Below are 18,734 nucleotides of genomic sequence, written 5' to 3'. Positions count from 1 at the left end.
TCACTTGGCTCCAAAAATGCGCTGGAACAATCCCGGCTTTTCGTAAGTCGTGAAACGCAGCGGACGGTCTTCGCCCAGGAAGCGGGCGATCACGTCCTCGTAAGCCTCGGCCACGTCGGTTCCCTTGAAGTGGATCGCCGGGTTGCCCTGGTTCGAGGCGTGCAGCACCGATTCCGATTCCGGAATGATGCCGATCAGCGGGATGCGCAGGATTTCCTGCACGTCCTGGTAAGAGAGCATCTCATCCGCTTCCACGCGTTTCGGCGAGTAGCGGGTGATGAGCAGGTGTTCCTTGACCGGCTCCGAACCGCTCTGGGCGCGGCGCGACTTGGCCTGGATGATGCCGAGGATGCGGTCGGAATCACGCACCGAGGACACTTCCGGATTGGTGACGATGATCGCCTCGTCGGCGAAGGTCAGCGCCATCAGGGCGCCGTGCTCGATGCCGGCCGGCGAATCGCAGATGATGAACTCGAAGCCCATCTGCACCAGCTCGTTGAGCACGCGTTCGACGCCATCTTCGCTCAGCGCATCCTTGTCGCGGGTCTGGGACGCCGGCAGGATGAACAGGTTGTCGGTGTGCTTGTCCTTGATCAGCGCCTGGTTCAGGGTCGCTTCGCCATTGATGACGTTGATCAGGTCATAGACCACGCGGCGTTCGCAGCCCATGATCAGGTCGAGGTTACGCAGGCCGACGTCGAAGTCGATGACCGCGGTCTTGTGGCCGCGCAGGGCCAGGCCGCTGGAAAAGCTCGCGCTCGAAGTGGTTTTGCCCACACCGCCCTTGCCGGACGTCACAACAATAATTCGTGCCACAAAAAGGTCCTTTACAGAGTCAAGCGGGTCGGCGGATTACGCGCGGGACGTTGCCGGAGCCAGCGATGATATATCAAGCCGGTCGCCGACCAGCCGGATTTGCGCCGGCTGGCGTGCCAGGTCGTTGGGGAAACCGTCGTCGAACGTACGGTACACGCCGGCGATCGACACCAGTTCCGGCTGCATGGCCAGGGCGAAGATGCGCGCTTCCGGATTGCCGGAGGCGCCTGCCAGGGCGCGGCCGTTGAGCGGCGCATACACATGGATGCTGCCGTCGGCAATGATTTCCGCGCCATTGTTCACTACGGCCGTGATGATCAGGTCGCCGCCGCGCGCATAGATGCGCTGGCCGGCGCGCACCGGGGTGTCGATGATCATGGCCGCGACCGGGGCAGGGGCCGGCGCCGCGGGGGCGGCCGGGCTTGGCGCCGGTGCAGGGGCGGGCGCCGGCTCGGCAGCGGCCGCAGCTTCTTCCTGGGCGCGTTCCGGCGCCCGCGCGCCGCTCGAGCCGTCGTCCAGCGACAGGCCGTGGGCGCGGATCGCTTCCGCCAGCTCCGGGCCGGCGCCGCGCACCGCGACCGCGTTCAGGCGGTATTTCTTCAGCAGCGCCACCAGGGCCGGCCAGTCGATCGCCGCGGCCTCGTGGGCGATGGCGGCGACGTCGATCACCGCGAACTCGTCCTCGAAGAAATCCGCCACCCCGCCGGTCATCTGATGCAGCGCCGCATCGATCGCGGCCGCATCGGACGAATGCAGGATCGTCGAGATGGCGACGACCGTGGAAATCTTGATTTCGATGGGCAGCGAGGTCGGGGTGTTGGGCATATGCGGTCTGGTTGGCGTTGCGCCCGTGCATTCTACTGTGAAAATTGACCGAAAGGACAGGTACGCACGCATCATTCCTAGTAGAAAGGAATGTTGCCTAGAGTGTTCAAAATATGTGCAGCAAAGCGCCCGCAAGCTTGGCGTGCCACGGTAGTATTGTGTGAATTAGCTGATAAGATTGATTTTGCTCAAACGCAGGCAGTGTGCTGACCTTAACATGCATGGTTTCACAGCTTTGCTATCTCAACAATCACCGGCGCGAAGCCGGAACAAGGGAGATCTGAAATGGAAGACGTCGTCATCGTTGCCGCCGGCCGTACCGCGGTCGGCAAATTCGGCGGTACCCTGGCCAAGATCCCGGCCGCCGAACTCGGCGCGCACGTGATCCGCCAACTGCTGGCCAAGACCGGCATCGACCCGGCCGCGGTCAGCGAAGTCATCATGGGCCAGGTGCTCACCGCCGGCGCCGGCCAGAACCCGGCGCGCCAGGCCGTCATCAAAGGCGGCCTGCCCGACATGGTGCCGGCCCAGACCATCAATATGGTGTGCGGCAGCGGCCTCAAGGCCACCCACCTGGCGGCGCAAGCCATCAAGTGCGGCGACGCCGACATCGTCATCGCCGGCGGCCAGGAAAACATGAGCGCCTCGCCGCACGTGCTGAACGGCTCGCGCGACGGCTTCCGCATGGGCGACGCCAAGCTGGTCGACACCATGATCGTCGACGGCCTGTGGGATGTCTACAACCAGTACCACATGGGCGTGACCGCCGAGAACGTCGCGCGCAAGTACGAGGTGTCGCGCGCCGAGCAGGACGAATTCGCGCTGCAGTCGCAGCTCAAGGCCGAGGCTGCCCAAAAAGAAGGCAAGTTCAAGGACGAGATCATTCCGCTCGAGATCCCGTCCAAGAAGGGCGCCATCGTGTTCGACACCGATGAATACCCGAAGCACGGCTCCAACCTCGAAGCCCTGTCCGGCCTGCGCCCTGCCTTCAATAAGGAAGGCACCGTCACCGCCGGCAACGCATCCGGCCTGAACGACGGCGCCGCCGCCGTCATCATGATGAGCGCCACGAAGGCGAAAGAGCTGGGGTTGACCCCGCTGGCCCGCATCAAGGCCTACTCCTCGGCCGGCCTGGACCCGTCGATCATGGGCATGGGCCCGGTCTCGGCCACCCGCCTGTGCCTGCAGAAGGCCGGCTGGACCCACGAAGACGTCGACCTGATGGAAATCAACGAGGCCTTCGCGGCCCAGGCCATCGCGGTCAACAAGGAAATGGGCTGGGACACGTCGAAGATCAACGTCAACGGCGGCGCCATCGCGTTGGGCCACCCGATCGGCGCTTCCGGCGCCCGCGTGCTGGTGACCCTGCTGCACGAAATGGTGCGCCGCGACGCCAAGCGCGGGCTGGCCAGCCTGTGCATCGGCGGCGGCATGGGCGTAGCGCTGGCGGTCGAGCGCGACTGATGGCATCGGCGGGGCGGTCGCTGAAATCCGTCCCGCGCTTTATGAGTAGCACTCACAATAAAACTGGAGAAGACAATGGCACGAGTAGCATTGGTGACGGGCGGCATGGGCGGCCTGGGCGAAGCGGTCTGCATCAAGCTGGCCGCCCTGGGTTACAAGGTTGTCACGACGTATTCGCCGGGGAACAAGAAGGCGGACAGCTGGCTCAGCCAGATGAAAGAGCAGGGCTACGACTTCAAGGCCTATCCCTGCGACGTGTCGGACTACGATTCGGCCCAGGCCTGCATCGCCCAGGTCCAGCAGGAAGTCGGCCCGATCGACGTGCTGGTCAACAACGCCGGCATCACCCGCGACATGACCTTCAAGAAGATGGACAAGCCGAACTGGGACGCGGTCATGAAGACCAACCTGGATTCCGTGTTCAACATGACCAAACCGGTCTGCGACGGCATGGTCGAGCGCGGCTGGGGCCGCATCATCAACATCTCGTCGGTGAACGGCCAGAAAGGCGCCTTCGGCCAGACCAACTATTCCGCCGCCAAGGCCGGCATGCACGGCTTCTCCAAGGCCCTGGCCTATGAAGTCGCACGCAAGGGCGTGACCGTCAACACCATCTCGCCGGGCTATATCGGCACCAAGATGGTAATGGACATTCCAAGCGAAGTGCTGGAGACCAAGATCATTCCGCAGATTCCGATGGGGCGCCTGGGCAAGCCGGAAGAAGTGGCGGGCCTGGTGGCTTATCTGTCGTCGGAAGAGGCGGCGTTTGTGACCGGGGCGAATATCGCGATCAATGGCGGGCAGCACATGCAGTAATCTGGTTTGACAGCCATGACGAGCACCGCTGCGGCGGTGCTTTTTTTATCTCTGCCACCGCTAGAATAACCGCGATATCTTGATTGATTGGGACTTCCATGCACACCTTGCCCCGCGACGGCCTCGCCCTGTCCACCCTCGATGAACAGCTGCTCCCTACCGGCACCAAGGGCATGCCGCTGACCGAACCGCTACGCCAGGGCGCCATTGGCCTGCAAGGCTGGAACGTTCTGCGCGCCGACACCTCCTTTCCCGTCGCCGTGCTCAAGCAATCGGCCCTGCTGCACAACCTCGCCTGGATGCGCGACTTCTGCGCGCGCCACGGCGCCACGCTGGCCCCGCACGGCAAGACCACCATGAGCCCGCAGCTGTTCGCGGCCCAGCTGGCCAACGGCGCCTGGGGCATCACCCTGGCCAGCGCGACGCAGGTGCAGGTCGCGCACCGCTTCAATGTGCGCCGGGTGCTGCTGGCCAACCAGCTGGTGTCGCGCGCCGATATCGAGGCCGTGCTGGCGCTGCTGCATGACGATCCCGATTTCGAATGCTTCGTGCTGGCGGACTCGATCGATGGCGTGGCGCGCCTGTCGCAGGCGGTGAGTGCGCGCAGCCTCGTGCGGCCGCTGCCGGTGCTGGTGGAGCTGGGGATTGAAGGCAAGCGCGCCGGTTGCCGAACACCTGAACAAGCCCTGCAGGTAGCGCGCGCGATTGCACAGGCCGACGGCCTGGTCCTGGCCGGCATCGAAGGCTACGAAGGCCTGCTGGTGACCCAGGACCGCGACGCCGACATCCGCGCCGTAAACGCCTTCCTGGCCAAGCTGGTGGAGATGGTGAAAACAGCCGACGCCGAGGGCCTGTTCGGCCACGTCGAAATCCTGCTGTCCGCAGGCGGCTCGTCCTATTTCGACCTGGTCGCGCGCGGCTTCAGCGGCTTGCAGGGCTTGTCGCGTCCGGTCCGCGCCGTGCTGCGCAGCGGCTGCTATCTGACCAGCGACCACGGTTCCTACAAGCGCCTGCTGGCCCAGCTCGATGCGCGCGAAGCGCACGGCGAGGGACTGCGTCCCGCACTCGAGGTCTGGAGCATGGTGCAGTCGCGTCCCGAACCGGGCCTCGCCATCCTCACCATGGGCAAGCGCGACGCATCCTACGACGAGGCGCTGCCGATCCCGGTCTACACGCACCGCCCCGGCAGCGAGGCCAAGCGCCCGAGCGAACTGCCGCCCGACTGCGGGATCGTCAAGATGAACGACCAGCACGCCTATCTGCGCCTGCCGGAAGGTCCCATCCGCGATGAGTTGCAAGTCGGCGACCTGGTCGGCTGCGGCATCTCCCACCCCTGCACCACCTTCGACAAGTGGCAAGTGCTGCTGGTGGTTAGCGACGACTACACCGTCACCCAGGCCATCAACACCTTCTTCTGAAAGGGCGGCGCGGTAGGCTACAATCGGCGCTTAGCCTCGCCAAGACAAGAGCCCCGTATGCCCGCCACGCCGCCCTCCCTGTTCCCGCCGATCCAGCCCATCCGTCATGGCATGTTGCGGGTCGACGAGCTGCACACGCTCTACTGGGAAGAAGTCGGCAATCCCGACGGCATTCCGGTGCTGTTCCTGCACGGCGGCCCGGGCGCCGGCCTGTCGCCGCAGCACCGCCGCTTCTTCGACCCGAGCGCCTACCGCGTGATCCTGTTCGACCAGCGCGGCGCCGGCAAGTCGACGCCGCTGGGCGAGTGGCGCAACAACACGACCCAGCTGCTGATCGAGGACATCGAGCGCCTGCGCGCCATGTTCGGCATTTCGCAGTGGCTGGTGTTCGGCGGTTCCTGGGGCTCGACCCTGGCGCTGGCCTACGGCGAAGCGCATCCCGAGCGCTGCCTGGGCTTCGTGCTGCGCGGGATCTTCCTGTGCACGAAGGCGGAAGTCGACTGGTTCATCAACGGCGTGAAGTGGTTCTACCCCGAGCTGTACGAAGAGTTCGTGGCGCCGATTCCGGTCGAGGAACGCGACGACCTGCTGCAGGCCTACACGAAGCGCCTGCTGTGCGGCGATCCGGAAGTCTACTGGCCTGCCGCGCGCGCCTGGAGCCGCTTCGAAGGCCGCCGCGTGTTCCTGCTGCCGCAGCCCGAGGAAGCCTCGTCGGACGCGCTCGACCTCGGCGTCGGCCGCCTCGAATCGCATTACATGCTGCACGGCGCCTTCATGGACGAGGACCAGCTGGTGCGCGACGTCCAGCGCATCTCCCACCTGCCGGCCGTGATCGTGCAGGGCCGCTACGACGTGATCTGCCCGCCGCTGTCGGCCTGGCGCCTGCACCAGGCCTGGCCCGGCGCCAAGCTGCACATGATCCCGGACGGCGGCCACGGCGCGCTCGAGACCGGGATCGCGCGCGCGCTGGTGACCGCGACCGAACAGTTCAAGCGCCACCGCCGCTTCGATTGAATGCAAAGGCAGCGCGCCCGCTGCTACACTAAAGCCACAACGACAACAATCACGCTATCGTGCCCATGAATATCCAGATCAGCGACATCGGCCACGTCATCCAGCTGGCCATCGCGCCGGTCTTCCTGCTTACCGGCGTGGCGACCAAGCTGACCGTGCTGACCAACCGCCTGGCGCGCATCATCGACCGCACCCGGGTGCTGGAAGACCGTCTGAAAGTCAGCCCGAACACCGAGTTCTCCGCCGAACTCGAGACGCTCTATACACGCTCGCACCTGATCAACACCGCGATCACCTCCAGCACGGCCTGCGGCCTGATGGTCTGCCTGGTCATCGCGCTGCTGTTCCTGGGCGATACCACCAACCTGCCGCTGGACCAGTACATCGCCGGCCTCTTCGTGGTCGCGATGGGTGGCCTGATCAGCAGCTTCGTCTACTTCCTGCGCGAGATCCTGATCGCCTCGCGCTTCATGCGCATGCAGCATCACCTGTCACTCCAGCAGCCGCGCTAGCGCACATTTCATATAAACGGTTTTCATCATGCACGACTACCAACGCCCCCCGACCCTGTACCTGTACGGACCGCAAGACGAACTCGAAGCCGCGCTGCGCGGCCAGTTCCGCCTGCTGCCCGACGGCGGCTTCCTCGCACTGTCGTTCTCGACCGCCTGGGACAAGAATCTGTTCGACGTCTTCAGCCGGGCCGACCGCTGCCTGGTGATCCACAACACCGAGGAGTTCGGCGAACGCATTCACCGCGCGGTGCAGCGCACCCTGCCCAACTGGGCCGGCATCGACGGCGAGGTGGCCTACGGCGTGCGCTCGCCGCTCGGCGCCGCGTTCTCGAAAAGCCTCGGCATGGCGCGCGAAAAGGAGTGGCAGTTCGCCTGGCGCTCGATGTCGCCGGGCGCCAGCCTGAACCCGGTCGTCATCAACATCGGCAACATCGAAGGCTTCGCCGAACTGCGCGAGCGCGATACCCAGCTGTCCTGAGCTGACAGTTTAGAAACACCCCTCGACGAAATCACGGTGTAATGCCGTGATGACGTCCACACCTTACTCCCACCTCCTCGCGCCGCTCGACCTGGGTTTCACCACCTTGAAGAACCGCGTGCTCATGGGCTCGATGCACACCGGGCTCGAAGACCGCTTCTACAACTACGGCAAGCTGGCCGCCTTCTACCGCGAACGCGCGCGCGGCGGCGCCGGCCTGATCGTCACCGGCGGCATCTCGCCGAACCGGCAAGGCTGGCTGCTGCCCTTCGGCGGCACCCTGAATTTCATCGGCGACGTGCCGAACCACCGCAAGGTCACGCGCGCGGTGCACGAGGAGGGCGGCAAGATCCTGCTGCAGATCCTGCACGCGGGCCGCTACGGCTACCAGCCCTTCGTGGTGTCCGCGTCCAGCGTGAAGTCGCCGATCTCGAAGTTCAAGCCGAAGGCGCTGGACGCTGACGGCATCGAATCCACCATCGCGGCCTATGCGCGCTGCGCGAAGCTGGCGAAGATGGCCGGCTACGACGGCGTCGAGGTGATGGGCAGCGAAGGCTACCTGCTGAACCAGTTCCTGTGCGCGCGCACCAACAAGCGCGCGGACGAATGGGGCGGCCCGATCGAGAACCGCATGCGCCTGGCGGTCGAGGTGGTGCGCCGCATCCGCGCTGCCGTCGGCCCGGACTTCATCCTGATGTACCGCCACTCGGTGCTCGACCTGGTCGAAGGCGGCAATACCTGGGACGAGGTGGCGGCAGTCGCGAAGGCATTGGAGGCCGCCGGCGTGACCATCCTGAACACCGGCTACGGCTGGCACGAGGCGCGCATCCCGACCATCGTCACCTCGGTGCCGCGCGCCGCCTTTGCCCAAGTGGCGGGGCGCCTGCGCAAGGAGGTGAAGATTCCCGTGGTGGCCTCGAACCGCATCAATATGCCCGATGACGCCGAGGCGCTGCTGGCGCGCGGCGACGCCGACATGGTGTCGATGGCGCGTCCCTTCCTCGCCGATGCGGACTGGGTCGCGAAAGCGGCGAGCGGGCGGGTGGACGAGATCAACACCTGCATCGCCTGCAACCAGGCCTGCCTCGACCATACCTTCTCGAACAAGCGCGCCAGCTGTCTGGTGAATCCGCGCGCCTGCCACGAGACGGAGCTGGTGTACAGGAAGAGCGCACGGCCGCGCCGCGTGGCCGTGGTCGGCGCCGGCCCGGCCGGGCTGTCAGCAAGCACCGTGGCGGCCGAATGCGGGCACCGGGTGACGCTGTTCGAAGGCAGCGACAGCATCGGCGGCCAGTTCAGGATCGCCATGCAGGTGCCCGGCAAGGAGGAATTCGCCGAAACCATCCGCTACTTCAAGCGCAAGCTGGAACTGACGGGCGTCGACGTGCGCCTGAACCGCCGTGTCACGCGCGAAGAGCTGCTGGCGGAAGGCTTCGACGACGTCATCGTCGCCACCGGCATCACCACGCGCAAGCCGAAGATCGACGGCATCGATCACCCGAAGGTGCTGAGTTACCTGGACGTGCTGCGCGACCACAAGCCGGTCGGCCGGCGTGTCGCCATCATCGGCGCCGGCGGCATCGGCTTCGACATGGGCGAGTTCCTGGTGCATTCCCCCGACGTGCCGCTGCCGGTGCCGGCCGCGCACTGGATGCGCGAGTGGGGTGTCGATCCGGCCTCCGCTACGGCCGGCGGCCTGGCGCCGCCGACGCCGCCGCATCCGGCGCGGCAAGTCTGGCTCCTGCAGCGCAAGACTACGCGGCCGGGCGCGGGACTAGGCAAGACCTCGGGCTGGGTGCACCGCGCAACCCTGGTGAGGAACGGCGTGCAGATGCTGGCGGGCGTGCAGTACGACCGCATCGACGACGCCGGCCTGCACATCACGGTCGGGGGCGAGGCGCGGTTGCTGGAGGTGGACAATGTGGTGATCTGCGCGGGGCAGGAGAGTCTGGCGGAGTTGATGCCGGCGGAAAGCGCGTCGGGTGGGCCGCGGTTCCACAAGATCGGAGGGGCGGCGTTGGCGGCGGAGCTGGATGCCAAACGTGCGATTCGGGAGGGGGCGGAGCTGGCGGCGCGGTTGTGATTTGCGTTCGCGGCTGTGCCGACAAAATTGGATCCCGGCCTTCGCCGGGATGACGTTGCTTAAGTGTGTAGACAGCTTAAGTCAGCAATTTAGCTAACCTTAAAACCGTCGTTCCGGCGCAGGCCGGAACCCAATTTCAGCAAGCGCAGTGTTACCTCTTGCGCACGACGACGCAGCCGATCGAGTAACCCGCCCCAAATGAGCAGATCACCCCATTCGCCCCGCTCGGCAAATCATCCTGGTACTTGTGGAAGGCAATCACCGACCCCGCCGACGAGGTATTCGCATAGGTATCCAGGATCACCGGCGCCTCGCTAGGGGTCGCATCGCGCCCCAGCAGCGTACGCGCGATCAGCAGGTTCATGTTCAGGTTGGCCTGGTGCAGCCAGTAGCGCGACACGTCCTCGATCTTCAGGCCAGCATTCTTCACGGTCTCGGCGATCATCTCGGCCGCCATCGGGCAGACTTCCTTGAACACCTTGCGGCCCTGCTGGCGGAACAGCTTGTCCGGCGCGCCGATGCCGGCTTCGTCGAAGCGGTTCATGAAACCGAAGTTGTTGCGGATGTTGTTCGAGAACTTGGTCTTGAGCTGGCTGTCCAGGATTTCCCACTGATGGGCGCTCGTCGCCGTCTCCGCCGCTTCCACGATCACCGCGGTGCAGGCGTCGCCGAAGATGAAGTGGCTGTCGCGGTCGCGGAAGTTCAGGTGGCCGCTGGTGATTTCCGGGTTCAGCATCAGGACGGCGCGCGCGCGGCCGCTCCTCACCGCGTCGACCGCGGTCTGGATGCCGAAGGTGGCCGAGGAGCAGGCCACGTTCATGTCGAAGCCGAAGCCGTCGATGCCCAGCGCGTCCTGCACCTCGACCGCCATGGCCGGGTAGGGACGCTGCATGTTCGAGCAGGCCACCAGCACCATGTCGATGTCGGAAGCCTGTTTACCGGCGCGCTCCATTGCTTCGCGCGCGGCCGCGACGCACATCTCGGCCTGCAGCGACACCTGTTCGTCCGCGCGCTCCGGGATGCGGGCCGTCATGCGGCGCGGATCGAGGACGCCTTCCTTCTCCATCACGTAGCGCGACTTGATGCCCGAGGCTTTTTCGATGAAGGCGCTGCTCGACGGTTCCAGCGCGGTGACCTCGCCCGCGGCGATGGCGGCGGCGTGTTCCTGGTTGTGCAGCTCGACGTAGGCGTTGTAGGCCGTGACCAGCTCGTCGTTGGAGATCGAGTACGGCGGCGTGAACAGGCCGGTGCCGCTGATGACGACAGGTTTCATGTTGGGACTTTCAAAGGAAATATGGGGAGTTCCCCGACGATGCGGCGATTCTACACGCTCGTTTCTAGCCTGGGAATTGCCGGTAATGACAAGATTGAGAAGACGCCAACTCAGCGCGCGTGCTGGGCCAGCGTGGCGCCGCCCCCGCCTGCGCGCCTGGACAGCTGCACCTTCTCGCCCTTCAGGTGCAGCAGCGCCTGGGCCAGCTGGAAATCGTCGACGCTGCCGTAGTCGAGCGGCTTGCGCAGGCGCGCCTCTGCGAGCAGGCGCATCTGCTCCTCGATGTCGTCGGCGCGCGTGGCTTCTTCCTTGTCGCGGTCGTTCGACAGGTGCCGATCGAGGTCGGCCTCGCGCATGCGCAGCGCATTCAGGCCGTCGCCGTCACGGGTTTCGTCGACCGGCAGGTCGGGCAGGATGCCGCGCGCCTGGATCGAGCGGCCCGCCGGGGTGTAGTAGCGCGCCGTGGTCAGCTTGACGGCGGCGTCGCGCCCGATCGGACGGATGGTCTGCACCGAGCCCTTGCCGAAGGTCTGGCTGCCCATGATGGTGGCGCGCTTGTAGTCCTGCAGGGCGCCGGCCACGATCTCGGAGGCCGAGGCCGAGCCGGTGTTCACCAGCACCACCATCGGCAGGGTCTTGAAGGCCGGCGGCAAGGTCGACAGCGGGTCGGCGCCGCTGCGCAGCATGTAGAACTCGGGGCGGCCGTAGAAGCGCTGGCGCTGCTCGGCCAGCTGGCCGTTGGTCGAGACGATTTCGGCGTCCTTCGGCAAAAAGGCGGCGGCGACCCCGATCGCGCCCTGCAGCAGGCCGCCGGGGTCGTTGCGCAGGTCGAGCACCAGGCCCTTCATGTCGGGGTTGGCGCGGTACAGGGCCTGCAGCTTGGCCGCCATGTCGTCCACGGTCGGTTCCTGGAACTGGGCCACGCGCAGCCAGGCGTAGCCCGGTTCGACCATCTTCGCCTTCACGCTTTTCTGCACGATCTCGCTGCGCGAGATGGTGAAGGAGAGCGGGGCCGGGCTGTCCTTGCGCGCGATGGTGAGCGTGACCCTGGTGCCCGGCTCGCCGCGCATGCGCTTGATCGCTTCGTCGATCGGCAAGCCCTGCACCGGCTGGCCGTCGATCCGGGTGATCAGGTCACCCTCCTTGATGCCGGCGCGCCAGGCCGGCGAATCCTCGATCGGGGCGACGATCTCCACGTAGCCGTCGTCGCTTTCGGAAATCTCGATGCCCAGGCCGACGAAGCGGCCCTCGGTGCCTTCGCGCAGTTCGCGATAGGCGCGCGGGTCGAGGTAGGCCGAATGCGGGTCGAGCGACGCCACCATGCCGGAAATCGCCTGCGACAGCAGGGCCTTGTCTTCGACCGGTTCGACGTAGGTGGACTTGATGACGCCATACACGTCGGCCAGCTGGCGCAGCTCGGCCAGCGGCATGCCGGCGTCGACCGGCTTCTGGGCCAGTGCCGAAAACTGCATGGTGATGGCGACGCCGGCGACGGCGCCGAGGCCGACGAGACAGGAATTCTTGAAAGTGGAGCCCATGGTTCACCCGGTTGGAGGCGCATGCATGAGATGCGCCGGCCCAGTATAAACCCGAACCGCGGGACCCGCCGCGAGCCGGGCCAAAGGAACGCTTATTGCACCGCTTGTTACGACTGTCTTAGCTTGGTAAGCAATTGTAAGAGTCCGAGCGAATGGAAGAGTGCGCTCCTATAGTGAATCTCAGTTTTTCTCTCTCTCCACTTTTTGAAGTGGTCTTTGCCCGCGGCCCCCTCCGCGGGCTTTTTTATGGCCGTTTGATTCTCCCCCGGGTAAAGTTGCCACCTGTCTATACTGCTGTTGTCATGTTCCAACACATGCATATGCCGCAACATCCCTTGCCGTGTATCGAAAAGTAAAAAACTTCCCCGCAGTCGCGCCAGGCGTGCAGGCAGCCGCTAGAATGAATTCGCGCCTGCCGCGCGATTGCGGCCGGCGCGTATGAGAGGGAAGTCCACATTACAACAATAAAGCATGATGAATTTCGCAGCGCTCGCCTCCAGGGCGATGCCCGTGCCGGGCTTCGTCTCCCGTTCCGATCTTCCCCTTACCACGCAGGCGCGCACCGGCGCGCCTGTGGGCGTGCGTCCGGAGCCGCGGCTCCCATGACGCATATTTCCCGGGCCGGCCACGAGCCGGTCTTCTTCCAGCACCTTCCCAAGCAACCGAGGACCAATCCGTGAAGCGAATCCTTCTGAGCACCCTGACGCTGTCCATCGCGGCAGCCTTTGCCAACGCGGCGGACAAAGCGCCCGCCAAGCCGGCCGGCGCGCCGATTTCGGGCGTCGACACGCAGTTCATCGACACCAGCGTGCGTCCGCAGGACGACTTCTTCACCTACCTGAACGGCAAGTGGCTGAAAGAGACCGAGATCCCGAGCGACAAGGCCAGCTGGGGCACCTTCATGAAGCTGCGCGACGACACCACGCCGCAGATCAAGTCGATCATCGAAGCAGCCCAGAAGGACAAGTCGGCCAAGCTCGGGTCCGAAACCCAGAAGATCGGCGACCTGTACGCCAGCTACATGGATGAAGCGCGCCGCGAAGCGCTGGGCACCAAGCCGCTCGCCGGCGAGTTGCAGAAGATCCGCACCCTGAAGGACAAGAAAGGCCTGCCGGCCCTGGTCGCCCACCTGTCGAAGATCGGCGTGTCGACCCCGTACGGCATCTACGTCAGCCAGGACATGCGCAACTCGACCGAACACGTCGTGTACATCTCGCAGAGCGGCCTCGGTATGCCGGACCGCGACTACTACCTGAAGCAGGACGACGCAAAACTGGCCGAAGTGCGCGCCAAGTACCTGGACCACGTCCAGAAGACCCTGGCGCTGGCCGGCGAAAAGAACGCCGCGGCCCAGGCCAAGGCCATCGTCGACTTCGAGACCGAGCTGGCCAAGGTGCAGTGGACCCGCGTCGAGAACCGCGACCCGGTCAAGCGCTACAACAAGATGAGCGTGGCCGAACTGGGCAAGCTGGCTCCGGGCTACGACTGGAACGCGGCCCTGGGCGCCGCGGGCGTGGGCAACAAGCTCGAGACCATCATCGTCAACCAGCCGAGCTACTTCACCGGCCTGAACGAAGTGCTGGCCAAGACCGAGCTGTCGACCCTGAAGTCCTATTTCGAATGGCAGCTGCTGCGTGAATTCTCGCCGCTGCTGTCGAAAGCCTTCGTGGAGCAGAGCTTCGCCTTCTACGGCACCACGCTGTCGGGCGTGAGCGAGCAGGCCCCATTGTGGAAGCGCGGCGTCGGCACCGTCGAGCGCTCGCTGGGCGAAGCCGTCGGCAAGCTGTACGTCGAGCAGCACTTCCCGGCCGAGCGCAAGGCGCGCATGGAAGAACTGGTGAAGAACCTGATCGTCGCCTACGGCCAGTCGATCGACAATCTCGAGTGGATGAGCCCCGAGACCAAGAAGGAAGCCCGCGCCAAGCTGGCCAAGTTCACGCCGAAGATCGGCTACCCGGACAAGTGGCGCGACTACTCGAAGCTGACCATCAAGCGCGACGACCTGGTCGGCAACGCGATGCGCACCGCGACCTTCGGCTACAACTACCAGCTCAACAAACTGGGCAAGCCGGTCGACCGCACCGAATGGGGCATGACGCCGCAGACCGTCAACGCCTACTACCGCAGCACGACCAACGAGATCGTGTTCCCGGCCGCGATCCTGCAGCCGCCGTTCTTCGACATGCGCGCCGACGACGCGGTGAACTACGGCGCGATCGGCGCCGTGATCGGCCACGAGATCGGCCACGGCTTCGACGACAAGGGCAGCCAGTCGGACGGCGACGGCAACCTGCGCAACTGGTGGACCGAGCAGGACAAGGCCGCCTTCAAGGCCCGCACCGACAAGCTGGTCAAGCAGTTCAACGGCTTCTCGCCGCTGCCGGGCTATAACGTCAACGGCGAACTGACCCTGGGCGAGAACATCGGCGACAACGCCGGCCTGTCGATCGCGTATAAAGCCTACAAGCTGTCGCTGCACGGCCAGCCGGCCCCGGTGATCGACGGCCTGACCGGTGACCAGCGCTTCTTCATGGGCTTTGGCCAGGTTTGGCGCTCGAAGATGCGCGAAGCGGCGCAGATCAACCAGGTCAAGACCGACCCGCACTCGCCGGGCCAGTTCCGCGCCAACGGCACCGTGATGAACATGCCGGAGTTCTACCAGGCCTTCGACGTCAAGCCGGGCGACAAGATGTACCTGGCGCCGGAAGACCGCGTGATCATCTGGTAATCGGGCTGTAGATGGACGGGCCGGCGCAAGCCGGCCCTTCGACCTTTTACGACAACGACAAGACTAGCGAACGAAAATCATGAAACGACATCTGCTGAGCGCCGCGGCGCTCGTCCTGGTGGCCTCGATGGCGCAAGCCGAATCGGGCGCCAGCACCAAGAACGCCACGGCGAAACCGAAGACCCTGTCCGCCGGCATCGCCCTCGAATACGTCGAGCCGAAGGTGCGGGCGCAGGACGACTTCTTCGAATACCTGAACGGCAAGTGGCTCAAGACCGTCGAGATCCCGGCCGACAAATCCAGCTGGGGCGCCTTCCACAAGCTGCACGACGACACCCAGCCGCAGCTGCGCAGCATCATCGAGCGCTCCGCCGCCGTCAAGGGCGCGCGCGCCGGCTCGGAAGAACAGCTGATCGGCGACTTCTTCGCCAGCTACATGGACGAAGCCCGCCTCGAGCAGCTCGGCATCGCCCCGCTGAAGGGCGAGCTGGCGAAAATCGACGCGATCAAGGACAAGGCCGAACTGCCGGCCATGTTCGCGCAGCTGGGCAAGATCGGCGTGAACTCGCCGTTCGGCTTCTACATCCACCAGGACGCCAAGGATTCGACCAAGTACGTGGCCGACCTGTCCCAGAGCGGCCTGGGCATGCCCGACCGCGACTATTACCTGAAGCTCGACGATGCGAAGCTGGCCGGCGTCCGCGCCAAGTACCAGGAGCACGTCGAGAAGCTGCTGGCGCTGTCGGGCGACGGGAACGCCGCCGCCAACGCCAAGGCCATCGTCGAACTGGAAACCGAGCTGGCCAAAGTCCAGTGGACCAAGGTCGAGAACCGCGACCCGGTCAAGGCCTACAACAAGGTCGAGATCGCGAAGCTGGCCGAGATGGCGCCGGGCTTCGACTGGAATGCCTGGCTGGCCGCCGCCGGCATCGCCGGCAAGGCCGACTACGTGATCGTCAGCCAGCCGAGCTACCTGAAGGGCATGGCCGAGGTGCTGAACCGCGTGCCGCTCGCCACCTGGAAGACCTACCTGCGCCTGCATACCGTGAACGGCTACGCCGGCTACCTGTCGAAGGCCTTCGTGGACCAGCGCTTCGCCTTCTACGGCACCACGCTGTCGGGCGCGCCGCAGCTGGAACCGCGCTGGAAGCGCGGCGTGTCGACCATCGAAGGTTCGCTGGGCGACGCGGTGGGCAAGCTGTACGTGAAGGAGCACTTCCCGGCCGAGCGCAAGGCGCGCATGGAAGTGCTGGTGAAGAACCTGCTCGAAGCGTACAAGCAGTCCATCGACACCCTCGACTGGATGAGCCCCGCCACCAAGAAGGAAGCCCAGGCCAAGCTGGCCAAGTTCACCCCGAAGATCGGCTACCCGAACAAGTGGAAGGACTACTCGGCGTTGACCGTGAAACGCGACGACCTGGTCGGCAACGTGATGCGCTCGCGTGAAGTCGAGTACAACCGCGAACTGAACAAGCTGGGCAAACCGATCGACCGCGACGAATGGGGCATGACGCCGCAGACCGTCAACGCCTACTACAACCCGGAACTGAACGAGATCGTGTTCCCGGCCGCGATCCTGCAGCCGCCGTTCTTCGACGCCAACGCGGACGACGCCGTCAACTACGGCGGCATCGGCGCCGTAATCGGCCACGAGATCAGCCACGGCTTCGACGACCAGGGTTCGCAGTACGACGGCGATGGCAATATGCGCAACTGGTGGACCGAGGAAGACGGCAAGCGCTTCGCCGAGAAGACCAAGGTCCTGATCGCGCAGTACGCGTCGTACAGCCCGCTGCCGGGCTATAACGTCAACGGCGAACTGACGCTGGGCGAGAACATCGGCGACAACTCGGGCCTGGCGGTGGCCTATAAAGCCTACAAGCTGTCGCTGAAGGGCAAGAAGGCGCCTGTCATCAACGGCTTGAGCGGCGACCAGCGCTTCTTCATGGGCTGGGGCCAGGTGTGGCGCGCGAAGATGCGCGAGCCGGCCCAGATCAACCAGGTCAAGACCGACCCGCACTCGCCGGCGCAGTTCCGCGCCAACGGCACGCTGAAGAACCAGCCGGGGTTCTACGAGGCGTTTGGGGTGAAGCCGGGTGACAAGATGTATTTGGCGCCGAAGGATCGGGTGATCATCTGGTAATGCGCAGGAACTAGATGCAGAAAGGGCCGTTATCAAACGGCCCTTTTTTCATGATGCGTCCGGCTTACAGGGCCGATTCGTAGGCGCCGATGTCAAGCGCGCCGACCTGGGGACGGCTCACGCCCGAGGCGCGGTGACGGTACTCCGCGCCCGGCTTGAGGCCAACCCCGCTAGGCGCATAGCCCGGCGCCGAGGCAGCGCCGATCACAAGGGCGTTGGCGGTTGGACGCAGGTCGAAGTTGGCGCGGTCGACGAATCCCGGCGCGAGCGCGCGGTAATTGGTCTTTTCCACGGCGCCGGCCTGGTTGGTGAGGGTGCCCACCCCGGCAAAAATATTATTTTGCAGAAGAGCCTTCTTGGTGACGGCCGAACCGACCAGCACGAAGGTGCCGCTCGAGCTGTTGTCGTTCAAGAAGGTGTTATTGACGACGTAGAGGTCATGGCCCGGATTGCTCGCGCCTTCCTCGCCATAAGCCAGCAGGGTCGGGTTCTCGTTCGAGGACGGCTGCTGGATCACGTTGCCGATCACGTAGGACGTGCCGGCGTTCGGCAGGTCGATCTCGTAGCTCGGCTTGCCGGCCGCGGTGCTGCCGGTCTGGCCCGGATTCAGGCTCGAGAAGCGGTTATAGGCTATGGTGTTGACGCGGGCGCGCGACTTCAGGTTGTGGCCGACGTGGGCGTCGTGCGAATAGTTGTAGCGGAAGGTCAGGCTGCCGATGTTGCCGATGTAGAGATTATGGGTATAGCCGGTGCCGTAGCCGTTGTGGCCGAACTCGCTGTACTCGATCACGACATTGCTGTTGACGTTGGCGCCGGTGAGGATCCCGTTCTCGTTGTCATGCAGGAAAGCGGAACGCAGGGTGAAGTTGGTGCCTTCCAGGCGCAGCGCCGCGCCGTTCTGGTCCGGGACCCTGGCGCCGAACATCTCGACGTTTTCGATGACGATGTCATTGCCGGCGACCACCCAGGTGCCCTTGCCCTGCGCGTTCTTGCCGGCGGCGTCGATACGTGGACGGCCATTGACGCCGCGGATGATCAGCTTGCTGGGTGAGATCGTGCAGACATCGCCGCTGTAAGTGACGTTGCCGGTGATTTCGACGATGTCGCCGGCCTTGGCGGCAGCGAAGGCGCGGCAAGGGGTCGCATAGGTCTTGCCGGGGCCGACCGCCAGGGTGGCGGCGAAGGCAGGGGCAATTGCGCCAATGGAGAGGAGGAGGAATGAAGTCAGAGGTACGATGCGCATGAGGAATGGTCTTTCCGTAGGCCGACTAGGCAAATTGTAAACTTCTGAAAATTTCTGCGAAACATTTCCTAGATTAAAGTAATGCGGACTGGAAATAAAGTAAGCAGTTGTAAGAATTGGTCTTTGACGCGATTTCCCCACACGGAAGCATGGAGCCCTGGCCTGCCAGAAAAGACAAAAAAGCCCGGTGGAATCCACCGGGCTTTGCTTGCCTTGCTTGCGCCGTGATCAGCGCGGCACGATATCGAACTGTGGGCCGAAACGGTAGTCCGGCTTGACGCTGCGCGCCATGAACACTTTCCAGGCATTCGCACCTTGGGCGCCGCCGATGTCGGCCGCGTAGGCCAGGGCCGGCTGCATGTTCGACGGATAGCCGGCAT

Annotated in this window: 14 protein-coding genes; 9 read left to right on the top strand and 5 right to left on the bottom strand. The window is 64.8% G+C overall.

Going from position 1 to position 18,734, the window contains the following annotated elements; all coding sequences use genetic code 11:
- Together minD and minC are read right to left on the bottom strand one after the other, a co-directional pair.
- Positions 1–816, bottom strand: a complete 816-nt coding sequence (minD, locus tag LQ564_RS15505; RefSeq protein ID WP_231059020.1) for a septum site-determining protein MinD — start codon at positions 814–816, stop codon at positions 1–3.
- Between the two features lie 36 nt (positions 817–852).
- Positions 853–1,641 carry a septum site-determining protein MinC gene (gene minC, locus LQ564_RS15500; protein ID WP_231059019.1) on the bottom strand — a complete coding sequence of 263 codons (789 nt, stop codon included), beginning with the start codon at positions 1,639–1,641 and terminating at the stop codon, positions 853–855.
- Positions 1,642–1,926: 285 nt separating this feature from the next.
- Between minC and LQ564_RS15495 the strand changes: the two genes are divergently transcribed.
- The 7 genes from LQ564_RS15495 to LQ564_RS15465 all read left to right on the top strand — a co-directional run bounded on the left by LQ564_RS15495 (position 1,927) and on the right by LQ564_RS15465 (position 9,429).
- On the top strand, positions 1,927–3,105 hold the full coding sequence (locus LQ564_RS15495; protein WP_231059018.1) for an acetyl-CoA C-acetyltransferase: 1,179 nt from the start codon (positions 1,927–1,929) through the stop codon (positions 3,103–3,105).
- A 75-nt stretch (positions 3,106–3,180) separates the two neighbouring features.
- A complete protein-coding gene (gene phbB / locus LQ564_RS15490; protein WP_231059017.1) occupies positions 3,181–3,921 on the top strand; it encodes an acetoacetyl-CoA reductase in 741 nt (246 codons plus the stop codon).
- Positions 3,922–4,019: 98 nt separating this feature from the next.
- Complete coding sequence (locus LQ564_RS15485; RefSeq protein ID WP_231059016.1) at positions 4,020–5,339, top strand: amino acid deaminase; 1,320 nt, start codon at positions 4,020–4,022, stop codon at positions 5,337–5,339.
- A gap of 57 nt (positions 5,340–5,396) precedes the next feature.
- Positions 5,397–6,353, top strand: a complete 957-nt coding sequence (pip, locus tag LQ564_RS15480; RefSeq protein WP_231059015.1) for a prolyl aminopeptidase — start codon at positions 5,397–5,399, stop codon at positions 6,351–6,353.
- 65 nt (positions 6,354–6,418) lie between these two features.
- Positions 6,419–6,865 carry a DUF2721 domain-containing protein gene (locus LQ564_RS15475; protein ID WP_231059014.1) on the top strand — a complete coding sequence of 149 codons (447 nt, stop codon included), beginning with the start codon at positions 6,419–6,421 and terminating at the stop codon, positions 6,863–6,865.
- 28 nt (positions 6,866–6,893) lie between these two features.
- The gene (locus tag LQ564_RS15470) at positions 6,894–7,346 is read left to right on the top strand and encodes a hypothetical protein (protein ID WP_231059013.1); all 453 of its coding nucleotides are present in this window, start codon (positions 6,894–6,896) and stop codon (positions 7,344–7,346) included.
- A gap of 49 nt (positions 7,347–7,395) precedes the next feature.
- Positions 7,396–9,429, top strand: coding sequence for an NADPH-dependent 2,4-dienoyl-CoA reductase (locus tag LQ564_RS15465; RefSeq protein ID WP_231059012.1), 2,034 nt, complete (start codon positions 7,396–7,398; stop codon positions 9,427–9,429).
- Positions 9,430–9,580: 151 nt separating this feature from the next.
- Here the strand turns inward: LQ564_RS15465 and LQ564_RS15460 are convergent, their stop codons facing one another.
- A complete protein-coding gene (locus tag LQ564_RS15460; RefSeq protein ID WP_231059011.1) occupies positions 9,581–10,702 on the bottom strand; it encodes a beta-ketoacyl-ACP synthase III in 1,122 nt (373 codons plus the stop codon).
- 110 nt (positions 10,703–10,812) lie between these two features.
- On the bottom strand, positions 10,813–12,240 hold the full coding sequence (locus tag LQ564_RS15455; protein ID WP_231059010.1) for a S41 family peptidase: 1,428 nt from the start codon (positions 12,238–12,240) through the stop codon (positions 10,813–10,815).
- 676 nt (positions 12,241–12,916) lie between these two features.
- Between LQ564_RS15455 and LQ564_RS15450 the strand changes: the two genes are divergently transcribed.
- Together LQ564_RS15450 and LQ564_RS15445 are read left to right on the top strand one after the other, a co-directional pair.
- On the top strand, positions 12,917–14,968 hold the full coding sequence (locus LQ564_RS15450; protein ID WP_231059009.1) for a M13 family metallopeptidase: 2,052 nt from the start codon (positions 12,917–12,919) through the stop codon (positions 14,966–14,968).
- Positions 14,969–15,047: 79 nt separating this feature from the next.
- Entirely contained in the window at positions 15,048–17,111 is a 2,064-nt protein-coding gene (locus LQ564_RS15445) for a M13 family metallopeptidase (RefSeq protein WP_272492089.1), read from the top strand.
- 64 nt (positions 17,112–17,175) lie between these two features.
- Here LQ564_RS15445 and LQ564_RS15440 read toward each other — a convergent pair whose 3' ends face one another.
- Positions 17,176–18,354, bottom strand: coding sequence for a right-handed parallel beta-helix repeat-containing protein (locus LQ564_RS15440; RefSeq protein WP_231059008.1), 1,179 nt, complete (start codon positions 18,352–18,354; stop codon positions 17,176–17,178).
- Positions 18,355–18,734: the final 380 nt, after the last annotated feature.

Origin of the sequence: Massilia phyllostachyos (assembly GCF_021044825.1) — a bacterium.
GTDB lineage: Bacteria > Pseudomonadota > Gammaproteobacteria > Burkholderiales > Burkholderiaceae_D > Telluria > Telluria phyllostachyos.
The sequence above is the reverse complement of the archived record's forward strand: the minus strand, read 5'-3'. Positions and strand labels throughout refer to the sequence as shown.

Bases quoted from the DNA above. Each gene is read 5' to 3' on its own strand.
- minC (WP_231059019.1), bottom strand. From the start codon at position 1,641: ATGCCCAACACCCCGACCTCGCTGCCCATCGAAATCAAGATTTCCACG.
- LQ564_RS15495 (WP_231059018.1), top strand. From the start codon at position 1,927: ATGGAAGACGTCGTCATCGTTGCCGCCGGCCGTACCGCGGTCGGCAAA.
- phbB (WP_231059017.1), top strand. From the start codon at position 3,181: ATGGCACGAGTAGCATTGGTGACGGGCGGCATGGGCGGCCTGGGCGAA.
- LQ564_RS15485 (WP_231059016.1), top strand. From the start codon at position 4,020: ATGCACACCTTGCCCCGCGACGGCCTCGCCCTGTCCACCCTCGATGAA.
- pip (WP_231059015.1), top strand. From the start codon at position 5,397: ATGCCCGCCACGCCGCCCTCCCTGTTCCCGCCGATCCAGCCCATCCGT.
- LQ564_RS15475 (WP_231059014.1), top strand. From the start codon at position 6,419: ATGAATATCCAGATCAGCGACATCGGCCACGTCATCCAGCTGGCCATC.
- LQ564_RS15470 (WP_231059013.1), top strand. From the start codon at position 6,894: ATGCACGACTACCAACGCCCCCCGACCCTGTACCTGTACGGACCGCAA.
- LQ564_RS15465 (WP_231059012.1), top strand. From the start codon at position 7,396: ATGACGTCCACACCTTACTCCCACCTCCTCGCGCCGCTCGACCTGGGT.
- LQ564_RS15460 (WP_231059011.1), bottom strand. From the start codon at position 10,702: ATGAAACCTGTCGTCATCAGCGGCACCGGCCTGTTCACGCCGCCGTAC.
- LQ564_RS15455 (WP_231059010.1), bottom strand. From the start codon at position 12,240: ATGGGCTCCACTTTCAAGAATTCCTGTCTCGTCGGCCTCGGCGCCGTC.
- LQ564_RS15445 (WP_272492089.1), top strand. From the start codon at position 15,048: ATGAAACGACATCTGCTGAGCGCCGCGGCGCTCGTCCTGGTGGCCTCG.
- LQ564_RS15440 (WP_231059008.1), bottom strand. From the start codon at position 18,354: ATGCGCATCGTACCTCTGACTTCATTCCTCCTCCTCTCCATTGGCGCA.